Origin of the sequence: Rhodococcus sp. BS-15 (assembly GCF_000813105.1) — a bacterium.
Lineage (GTDB): Bacteria > Actinomycetota > Actinomycetes > Mycobacteriales > Mycobacteriaceae > Rhodococcoides.
In genome coordinates this window covers 1-10,386 of record NZ_BAOX01000174.1, presented here as the reverse complement: position 1 = coordinate 10,386, position 10,386 = coordinate 1, and the positions used below count along the sequence as shown (strand labels likewise).

The 10,386-nt window shown below is 65.2% G+C and carries 5 protein-coding genes and 4 pseudogenes; 2 read left to right on the top strand and 7 right to left on the bottom strand.

Translation table 11 applies throughout. From position 1 onward, the window contains the following. Positions 1–845 (top strand): hypothetical protein (locus RHBS_RS17970; protein ID WP_237669370.1); only part of this gene is annotated, 845 nt, incomplete at its 5' end. Positions 846–857: 12 nt separating this feature from the next. Here the strand turns inward: RHBS_RS17970 and RHBS_RS17965 are convergent. The 7 genes and pseudogenes from RHBS_RS17965 to RHBS_RS17935 form a co-directional block, all read right to left on the bottom strand. After that, positions 858–1,634 carry an enoyl-CoA hydratase gene (locus RHBS_RS17965; protein WP_128646159.1) on the bottom strand — a complete coding sequence of 259 codons (777 nt, stop codon included), beginning with the start codon at positions 1,632–1,634 and terminating at the stop codon, positions 858–860. Further along, positions 1,631–2,540: pseudogene (mmsB, locus tag RHBS_RS17960) on the bottom strand (3-hydroxyisobutyrate dehydrogenase). The gene RHBS_RS17965 and the pseudogene mmsB overlap by 4 nt, the downstream one beginning before the upstream one ends. Beyond that, positions 2,537–3,594, bottom strand: a pseudogene (locus RHBS_RS17955) (enoyl-CoA hydratase/isomerase family protein). The pseudogenes mmsB and RHBS_RS17955 overlap by 4 nt, the downstream one beginning before the upstream one ends. Continuing rightward, positions 3,591–4,730: an isobutyryl-CoA dehydrogenase gene (locus RHBS_RS17950; protein ID WP_128646158.1), complete on the bottom strand. Its 1,140-nt coding sequence runs from the start codon at positions 4,728–4,730 to the stop codon at positions 3,591–3,593. The pseudogene RHBS_RS17955 and the gene RHBS_RS17950 overlap by 4 nt, the downstream one beginning before the upstream one ends. Before the next feature lie 7 nt (positions 4,731–4,737). Next, positions 4,738–6,245 (bottom strand): annotated as a pseudogene (locus RHBS_RS17945) (CoA-acylating methylmalonate-semialdehyde dehydrogenase). Positions 6,246–6,322: 77 nt separating this feature from the next. Continuing rightward, positions 6,323–7,074 (bottom strand): annotated as a pseudogene (locus tag RHBS_RS17940) (SWIM zinc finger family protein). Then, a complete protein-coding gene (locus RHBS_RS17935) occupies positions 7,074–9,908 on the bottom strand; it encodes a DEAD/DEAH box helicase (RefSeq protein WP_128646157.1) in 2,835 nt (944 codons plus the stop codon). The pseudogene RHBS_RS17940 and the gene RHBS_RS17935 overlap by 1 nt, the downstream one beginning before the upstream one ends. A gap of 81 nt (positions 9,909–9,989) precedes the next feature. On the opposite strand from RHBS_RS17935, the gene RHBS_RS17930 reads away from it, so the two are divergent. Continuing rightward, positions 9,990–10,386: alcohol dehydrogenase catalytic domain-containing protein (locus tag RHBS_RS17930; protein WP_148311811.1), on the top strand; the 397-nt coding region annotated here is incomplete at its 3' end.

Below are 10,386 nucleotides of genomic sequence, written 5' to 3'. Positions count from 1 at the left end.
TGCTGAAGGGCGGGGCGGGGGTGCTGGTGTTGGGGGTCGGGGCGGGTGCGCACGGTGCACGCGCAATTCTGACGTATCTGGACAGCCCCCACCGCACACCCATCGTGTCGCGGACGGTGCGCCGCGCTCCCGGTCAGTCGCTGTCCACCACGATCGCCACCGGCGTCGACGCCATCCACTCCATCGCCGCGACGATGTCGCTCCCGGTGCAGTTCTCGGCCATCGCCTACCGGGTTGCCACCGATCCCGGTTCGGTCGCCACCCGAGGCACGGCCCGCACGGCATCGCTCGTTCCGGAAACCGCTGCGCAAGTGCGCTATCTACGTTTCATCGGGCTGGTACCCAATCACGGCGTCACCGTGTTGTGCGATATCGGAAGCACCGGAACCACGGTCACCGTCATCGATCTCGCGTCCACACGCACCCTCATGACGCGGCGCACTGCCACGTTCTGCGGCGACGATCTCGATCACTCGGTTCGTAGGCTGCTCTCGTCCAACGGCGTTCGCGTCGGAATCGACGCAAGCCGATCCATCAAGGAGCAACTGAGCGTCGACTCCGTCGTCAGCACCACCGATGAATCCGGTGCTGCACGGCATGTGCTGACCCGACGCGACTTCGACGATCTGATCGCCGGACCGGTGCGGTACGCGGGCATGCTGGTGGAGCAGACCATCGAATTGTCCGGTGCCCGACCGCAGTCCATCGTCGTGGTCGGCGGCGGCGCCAACATCACCTCGATAGCGCGGTCTCTCGAGCTGCGGACCGGCCTGACGACGCTGGTGCCGTCGATGCCGGAGCTGGTCTCGGCCCGCGGGGCCGCCCTCCTGTCCCCCGACAGGTAGGGCGGAACGGCCCTACTTGTGCTGGAAGTTCGGCGTCCGCTTCTCGATGAAAGCCGACATGCCTTCCTTCTGATCCTCGGTGGCGAAGGTCGAGTGAAACACGCGGCGCTCGAACAGAACACCCTCGCGCAGGCTCGACTCGAACGATCGGTTCACCGCTTCCTTCGCCATCATGGCGACCGGTAGCGACATCTCGGCGATGGTGGTCGCGGTCGCGATGGCGTCGTCGAGCAGATCGGCGACCGGCACGATGCGCGAGACCAATCCTGCTCGCTCGGCTTCCTCGACCTTCATGTTGCGACCGGTCAAGCACATCTCCATGGCCTTGGCCTTGCCCACCGCTCGCGTCAGGCGCTGCGACCCGCCGATTCCCGGAATCACACCGAGCTTGATCTCGGGTTGTCCGAATACCGCGGTGTCCGAGGCGATCAGGACATCACACAGCATCGCGAGTTCACACCCGCCGCCGAGTGCGTAGCCGGAAACCGCCGCGATCAGAGGTGTACGAGCCGATGCCAGTCGATCCCAGGCGGCGAAGAAGTCGTCGAGGTACACGTCCATGTAGGACTTGGGCTGCATCTCCTTGATGTCGGCCCCGGCCGCGAAGGCCCGCTCGGAGCCGGTGATCAGGATTGCACCGATGTCGGAGTCCGCGTCGAGTTCCTCGACCACCGAGACGACTTCACGCATCAGCTCGGAGTTGAGCGCGTTCAACGCCTTCGGACGGTTGAGCGTGACGATGCCGACGCGTCCTCGACGCTCGAGCAGAATCGTCTCGTAGTCACTCACAGGCCTGCTCCGTTCGAGCGCTCGCGGATGTCGTTGATGATGCCGGAGAAGTCGACATCGGTGCCGCCCCCGGACGTTTCCTTGAATCGAGCGTACAACTCGGCTGCCCGAAGGCCGAGGACGCCCTCGACACCGTTGTCGCGCAGTGCATTGGCAGCCAGACCCAAGTCCTTGTCCATGAGAGCCGCAGCGAAGCCGGGCTTGTACTCGTTGTTGGCGGGGCTCGTCGGAACCGGTCCGGGCACCGGGCAATTGGTCGTCAGTGCCCAGCATTGACCGGACGCAGTCGACGCCACATCGAACAGTGCCTGGTTGCTCAGCCCCAGCTTCTCCCCCAGCACGAAGGCCTCACTGATGGCGATCATCGACACTCCGAGGATCATGTTGTTGCAGATCTTGGCGGCCTGGCCGTTGCCCGCCGCACCGCAGTGCACCACCTTGCGACCCATGACATCGAGAACCGCTGCAGCAGAGGCGAAATCCTCCTCGGATCCGCCGACCATGAAGGTCAACGTTCCCGCGGCCGCGCCCCCCGACACCACCGGAAACCGGCGCGTCGAGACTGCGGTGGCCTGCCTCGTGCACAAGCGTGTGCGCGGCGTGGGCGTCGGCGACGTCGATGGTCGAGGAATCGATGAACAACGTGCCCGGAGCGGCAGCAGGCAGCAGGTCCGCGTACAACCCGAGTACCAGTTTGCCGTTGGGCAGCATCGTGATGACGATGTCGGCATCGGCGACGGCGGCCACGGCCGATTCCACGACGGTGACACCGTCCTTCGTAGCCTGCTCCAGCGCCGCGGGTACCAGATCGAAGCCCTGCACCGTGTAGCCGGCGGCAGCCAGATTGGCGGCCATCGGTCCACCCATGTGGCCGAGGCCGATGAAGCCGATCGTCTTCTCGCTCATGACTGCTCACCTTCTGTGTGTGCGTTCGACAGGCCCAGCTCCGCGTCCCCGAGAGGTGCGAAGTACCGGTCGACGTCCTCGGGCGTGACGTCTGCCAACGTACGCGGTTGCCATTGCGGGTTGCGGTCCTTCTCGACCACCTGTGCTCGGATTCCCTCGACGAGGTCGTGGCTGGACAGCGACGCCACCGACACGCGGTATTCCTCGTCGAGTACTGCCTCCAGCGTCGGCAGCCTCGCTGCCCGACGCAGCGATCTCAGTGTCACTGCCAACGACACAGGCGATTTGGACGCAATGTCCTCCGCCGACTTCTGCGCCTCCGGCACTGGGCTGGCGGCCAGAGCGTCCACGATGCCCTGCACGTCGTCACCGGCGTAGCACTCGTCGATCCATTCCTGCTGACCGACAACTGTGGACTCCGGTGCCGGCTCGCTGAACGTCGCGACGGCCTCTCCGACGCTGACCGTCTCGAGTGCCGAGTAGAAGTCCTCCAGCTTGTCGGAGGGGATGTAGTGATCGGCGAACCCGACCGCGATGGCGTCGGCGGCATTCATCCGCGCGTGGTGAGCGCGAAGTGGGTGCCGATCTCGCCCGGTGCACGCGAGAGTAGGTATGTGCCACCCACATCGGGAACGAATCCGATTCCGACCTCGGGCATCGCGATCTTCGATCGCTCGGTGACGATGCGAGTGTTGGCATGAGCCGAGAGCCCGACGCCTCCGCCCATGACGATGCCGTCCATGATGGCAACGAACGGCTTGGGGAACCGAGCGATCGCGGCGTTGAGGATGTACTCCTCGCGCCAGAAGTCCTTGCTACCGCTGCCGCCGTCCTTGGCGTCGTGGTAGATGGAGACGATATCGCCGCCGGCACACAGTCCGCGCTCACCTGCTCCGGTCAGCAGGACGGCGTCGACTGCGTCGTCGGTTGCCCACTGCGCCAATGCCGGTGCGATCTCGCGCACCATCGCATGATCGAGCGCGTTGATGGCTTTGGGGCGGTTCAGGGTGATCCGACCGATACCGCCGGAGACCTCGAGGATCACGTCGCTCATGCGGCACCCACGATCGATCGAGCGACGACCACCCGCATGATCTCGTTGGTGCCTTCCAGAATCTGGTGCACCCGAAGGTCACGAACTATCTTCTCGACGCCGTATTCGCTGAGGTAGCCGTAGCCGCCCAGCAGTTGCAGCGCTCCGTTGGCGACCTCGAATCCGGTATCGGTTCCGAAACGCTTTGCCATCGCGCACATTTCGACCTTGTCCGGAGCGTCGTGCTGCAACGCGTCCGCGGCCCGCCACAGCAGCGTGCGGGCGGCCTCGAGTTCGGTCTTGAAATCGGCAAGTCGGAATTGGAGCGCCTGCGCATCGAGCAACCGCGCGCCGAACGCCTTGCGCTCGGAGAGGTAGGCAACGGCCTTGTCGAGAGCGGACTGCGCTCCGCCGATCGAACACGCGGCGATGTTGATGCGTCCGCCGTTGAGTCCGTTCATCGCGATACGGAACCCGTCGCCCTCGTTGCCGAGCAGGTTCTCGGCCGGAATGCGGACGCCTTCTAGAACGACCTGCCGGGTGGGCTGAGCATTCCACCCCATCTTCTTCTCGTTGGCTCCGAACGAGAGTCCCGCGGAGTCCTTCGGCACGATGAACGCCGAGATGCCCCGCGGCCCTGGTGCACCGGTGCGCGCCATCACGACGTACACCTCGGATGTGCCTGCGCCGGAGATGAATTGCTTGACGCCGTCCAACACGTACTCGTCGCCGTCGCGCACCGCCTTGGTGCCGAGCATCGCGGCGTCGGATCCCGCGCCCGGCTCGGTGAGGCAGTAGCTCCCCAGCTGGTCCATCGCGCACAGTCCCGGGAGCCAACGCTGCCGTTGCTCGTCGTTGCCGTAGGTGTCGATCATCCAGGCGACCATGTTGTGAATGGAGATGTATGCAGCGATGGACGGGTCACCGGTGGCGAGCTGCTCGAAGATCCGCACCGAGTCGACTCTGGTCAGACCCGATCCACCCACATCCTCGCGAATGTAGATGCCGCCCATTCCCAGTCCCGCTGCCTTGCGCAGCACGTCGACCGGAAAGTGCTTCTGCTGATCCCATTCGATGGCATTCGGTGCCAGGAACTCGTCGGCGAATTCGCGAGCGGTGTCGTTGATCGCTCGCTCGTCCTCGTTCAAGGTGAACATCGCCGGATCAGTCCATGTTCGGAATGACGAAGTGATTCTGCGCTGCAGCCTCTTTGGTGCCCGACGGCCAGCGCTGGGTGACCGTCTTGGTCTTGGTGTAGAAGCGGATGGAATCGGGTCCGTGCTGGTTCAGATCGCCGAATCCCGAACGCTTCCAACCACCGAACGTGTGGTACGCGATCGGTACCGGAATCGGTACGTTGACTCCGACCATGCCCACCTGGACGCGGGAGCAGAAGTCTCGCGCAGTGTCGCCGTCACGGGTGAAGATGGAGACGCCGTTGCCGTATTCGTGCTCGGTGGGCAGGCGCAGCGCGTCCTCGTAGTCCTTCGCGCGAACGACGATCAGGACGGGTCCGAAGATCTCTTCCTTGTAGATCCGCATGTCGGTCGTCACCTTGTCGAACAGCGTTGCGCCCGCGAAGAATCCGTTCTCGTGGCCTTCCAGCACGAAGCCGCGCCCGTCGACGACCAGCTCGGCTCCCTCGTCCACACCGATCTGGGTGTAATCGTTGACGCGCTTGAGCGCATCGCTGCCCACGAGCGGGCCGAAGTCTGCGTCCTCGTCGTCGCTGCGGCCGATCTTCAGCTTCGCCACCCGCTCGGTCAGTTTGGCGACCAATGCGTCGGCGGTCTCCTCCCCGACCGGAACCGCGACGGAGATGGCCATGCAGCGCTCGCCTGCCGAGCCGTAGGCGGCACCGAGCAGAGCGTCGGCGACCTCGTCGAGGTCGGCGTCGGGCATCACGAGGGCGTGGTTCTTGGCTCCACCGAAGCACTGTGCTCGCTTGCCATGCTGGGCTGCCGTCTCGTAGATGTACTGCGCGATGGGCGTCGAGCCGACGAAGCCGATGGCCTTGACGCGGTCGTCGGTGAGCAGCACGTCGACGGCATCCTTGCCGCCGTTGACGACGTTGAACACACCCGGCGGCAGTCCTGCTTCGAGGAAGAGCTCGGCAAGCTTGAGTGGGACGGACGGGTCGCGCTCGGAGGGCTTCAGGATGAACGCGTTTCCGCAGGCGATGGCCGGGCCGGCCTTCCACAGGGGAATCATCGCGGGGAAGTTGAACGGGGTGATTCCGGCTACGACGCCGAGCGGCTGACGCATCGAGTAGACGTCGATTCCGCCGCCTGCACCTTCGGTGTACTCGCCCTTGAGCAGATGCGGGACGCCGACAGCGAACTCAACGACCTCGACGCCACGCTGGATGTCACCCTTGCGTCGGCGATCGTCTTGCCGTGCTCGGACGACAGCAGACGGGCGAGCTCTTCCATATCGCGAGTGACCAAGGCGAGGAACTTCATGAGCACCCGCGCACGACGCTGCGGGTTCCACTTGGCCCATTCACGTTGGGCCTGTTCGGCATCGGCGATGACGGCCTCGACCTCCGATACGTCGGCCAGGGGAACCCGGGCCTGAATCTCGCCGGTGTTGGGGTCGAACACGTCCCCGAAGTTTCCGGAGGTGCCTGCGACATGCTTGCCGCCGATGAAGTGCGTGAGTTCGCGAGCCATGGAGTTTGTCCGTCCTCGAGCGTGGAAGTGAAGTACGCCCATCCTATAGTCGGATGTCCATGCAAGTCCAGGAGTCGTCACATCCGGTCGTAGAACTGCCTCAGATCGGCACCGGCGCGACTGACCTCGGCCTCGGTGGAGCCGTCGGCGCGGAAGATGCCGCGCAGGATCAACGGATCGAGATCGTCCACCGCGGGAGCGAACGACACCTGGGGAAGTTCGGGGAACGACGCGCGATCGGCGAACCAGTCATCGGGGTCGAACTCGTCGTCCGCATCACCGACGCCTCGATCAGTTGATCGAGATCGACTCCACGCAGCGTCAGGATGGTGGCGGCGGACGCGTCGATGTGCTCGGCGGCGATGTACATCAGAGCCGCCGCGTGCTTGCAGGGCCACCCGTCGTCGGGGCATGTGCAGTCGAAATCGAGCTGCCCCTTGTCGTGCGGCAGCAACACCGATGCCAGAGCCTGCGGAATGGCATTGGAGGCCAGCTCGGCCAGCATGCCGGGGTTCGATCGCACCCTGCCGACCAGCGCGGCAACCTCACCCTGCGTGAGCGGGTCGACGGTGACCGAGGCCGAGAACGGCTCGAGCTGACTGCCCTGCACCTCGCCGTAAATCTGCCCGCGCTCCACCCCGAGAGTGAGCACCTGCCCTTGGCGCGCATACGTTCTGCCTCGAGCAATCCGACCCGGATCCGCGAGGTCCTCCATGGCCGCCACGAAATGCCTGCCCCACCACGTCTGCCCGAACGCCCCGCGCTTGTTCCTGGACTCGATGCCGCCCTTGACTTTTCGACGCTTTCCGTACTGCGAGAAGTCGACCATCACTCCCCCACCGCATCCTCGCTGAGGCGGAACAGTTCCTGCAGCTCCGCGGTGTCCATCTCGGTCACCCAGTTCTCGCCGGTGCCCACCGCCAGATTCGCCAGATCCTGCTTGGAGACGAGCATCGAGTCGATCCGTTCCTCCACGGTGCCCACGCACAGCAGTTTGCGCACCTCGACGTTCTTGCGCTGTCCGATGCGAAAGGCCCGGTCCGTCGCCTGATTCTCCACCGCCGGATTCCACCAACGATCGAGATGAACGACATGATTGGCGGCCGTGAGATTCAGCCCGGTGCCGCCGGCCTTGAGCGAGAGCATCATGATCGGCGGACCGTCGTCGCTCTGGAACTTCTCCACCATCTCGTCGCGCTTGGCCTTGCTCACGCCGCCGTGCAGGAACGGCACCTCGGTCCCGAATCGCTCGGCGAAGTACGGTGCCACGAGCTCACCGAACTCCCGGAACTGCGTGAACAGCAACGCTTTCTCGTTGTCGCCCAGAATCGAATCGAGCATGTCCTCCACCAAACCGATCTTGCCCGAGCGATGCTGCCCCCTCTTGAGCACCGGAGAGCCGTCGGACAGGAAATGGGCGGGGTGATTGCACACCTGCTTGAGACGAGTGAGTGCGGACAACACCGCGCCCTTGCGCTTCATGCCCTTCGCGTCCGCGATCTGCGCCATCATCTCGTCGACGACCGCCTTGTACAGCGCAGCCTGCTCGGCCGTGAGGTTGGCGCGCACGGTCATCTCGTTCTTCTCGGGCAGATCCGAGATGACCGTCGGATCGGTCTTGACGCGCCGCAGAATGAACGGCGAGGTGATGGCGCGCAGACGCGAGACTGCGTTCTCGTCGTTCTCGCGCTCGATCGGAACCGAGAATCGCTTCCGAAAGTCCGACGGCCTACCGAGCATGCCCGGGTTGGCGAAGTCGAGAATGGACCGCAGCTCGTCCAGGCGATTCTCGACCGGTGTTCCGGTGAGCGCCAACTTGTGATCCGCGGGAATCGCGAGCGCCGCCTTGGCCTGCACGGTGCCCGAGTTCTTGATGTGTTGCGCCTCGTCGAGGACCAAACGACGCCACGTCTGCACCGCCAACTGCGCACGATCCTTGGCCATCAGCGCGTACGTGGTGACGATCAGATCGTGTTCGGCAATTGCCCGATCGAGCTCCTCGCCCTTCGACCGCGCCGGCCCGTGATGCACCAGCACTCGCAGAGCCGGGGTGAACTTCGCCGCCTCACGCTGCCAGTTGCCGACCACCGACATCGGTGCCACCAGCAGCGTCGGCGTCGAACTCTTCTCGTGCGCGAGCAGTGTCAGTACCTGCAGAGTCTTGCCGAGCCCCATGTCGTCGGCGAGCACCGCCCCGAGACCGAGCCGACTCATGAACGCGAGCCAATCGAGCCCACGCTGCTGATACGGCCGCAGAGTCGCGTTCACACCGGCTGGTACAGGGATCGCCTCTGGCACCGCACCGGGCTCGAGCAACGTGGCCGCCCATCCCGAGGCTCGAATGTCCTGGACCGGAGCCGGCGGTGGATCGGCCAGCGTCATCTCACGCATCAGCGTGCGCAGCGCCGTCCCGTCGCCGTGATGCTCGGCGACGTACTTGGCGGCTCGCGCGAGCTGACCGCCGTCGGCCAACACCCACTGACCGCGCAGCCGCACGAGATCGCCCTTCGAGACGGCGAGTCTGTTCATCTCCGCCTCGGTCAGCACCATGTCGCCGAGTTGGAGCTGCCAGTCGTAGGACACCAGTTCGTCCATGCCGACCGCCCGATCAGCGGCCGCTTTCGTCACCGCGGGCGAATCGACGCGCAGCCTCATCGACGGATCCAGCCTCGTCCAGGCCCGAGGTAGCAGAACCGTCGTTCCGGTGGCCTGCAGTGCCGTCGCACCGTGTTCGACGAGGTCGATGACCACCGACGTCGGAAGCAACAGATCGAGGGTGCCTTCCTGAGACGGCAGATCACGCAGTCTCGGGTACGCCGCCACGGCCTCACCGAGCTTGCGCACGGCGATGGAGAGCAGCGTGGCATCGACCTTGCGGCTCATCGGAACCGGCCGCGGCGCTTCGCCATCGGCTCGCAGACACACCTGCAGCGTCCAGTACGACTCCGCTGCTTCCTCGGAGGAACCGTCGACGGCGTCATCGTCGTCATCGGGTTCGAGCAGGCGTAGCACCAGGGACGGCTCGTCGACGGTGAGGCTTCCGCGCCAATTCTCGAGCAACGTCGAGATCTGTTGCGTGCCATCTGCATACGGGTCGTCGCGAATCAGAGCAGACAACAGCGGATGCTCCGAGTCCGGTCTGCCCAGAACCGATCTGACGATCGGATCGGTGAGCTCCTCCACCATGTCGTCGAGGATCTTCTTGGGCCGCTCGCCCGCACGTTGCACCGACGGCATGGCGACGGCGAGTTCGCTCAGCCAGGCCCGTTGACGTTCCCCCCCGACCAGACGCCATCGTGGCCACCACTGCCCGTCCATCAACTTCAGGGCCGGAACGACGCGACCGCCGCGGACCCACCGTTCGATTCCGCGGGCGACGTGTGCCAGGTAGCGCAGATCACCGGAGATCGACGCGTGCTCGGACGGCGTCCGCAGCAAGAGATCGGCTGCATCGTGCGGGGCGAGCGCGATGGCCGGAACCTGCACCGGGGCCTGCGCGGTGGCACTGCGTCCGGACGCCGGAAACGACACATCGGCACGGTGCCGAAACGTCCGGGTGAGAACGTGCGCGTGGGTCGGCGGCAGATGCGGTTCTTCGCCGGTGGTGGTCTCGTCGTCCCACAGCATCAGCCCGGCACCGGGAGACCAGAGACCGTGCAGCATCGGTCCATCCAACCAGCAAGCACCGACACACTCGAGGTGAGGCGCTCCCGAGCGAGTCGCTGGGTGAGGCACAGTAGGTACATGATCGCGTACGGCTTCAGTGAATACGGCGGACCCGACACCGAATACCTTCTGGATCTACCCGTCGCGGAGCCGGGACCGGGACAGATTCTCGTGGCGGTCCACGCCGCCGGGGTCAATCCTGCCGACTGGAAGGTGCGGGCGGGCAACCGCAAGGACACCGTGCAGATCACCTTGCCCGCGGTTCTGGGTCGGGAAGTATCGGGCACGGTCGTGTCGACCGGTGCCGGTGTGGCCGACTTCTCGGTGGGCGACCACGTGTTCGGAGCCACCGCCTCGGGACATGGGGGCTATGCGCAGTACACCGTGCTCAACGCGTCGAGCACGGCCCACAAGCCGGAGGCCGTCTCGTGGGCAGCCGCGGCCACCCTGCCGGTGGCTGCCGGGACCGCACACA

Coding starts and splice junctions, on each gene's coding strand:
- RHBS_RS17935 (WP_128646157.1), bottom strand. CDS start 9,908: ATGCTGCACGGTCTCTGGTCTCCCGGTGCCGGGCTGATGCTGTGGGAC.
- RHBS_RS17950 (WP_128646158.1), bottom strand. CDS start 4,730: ATGTTCACCTTGAACGAGGACGAGCGAGCGATCAACGACACCGCTCGC.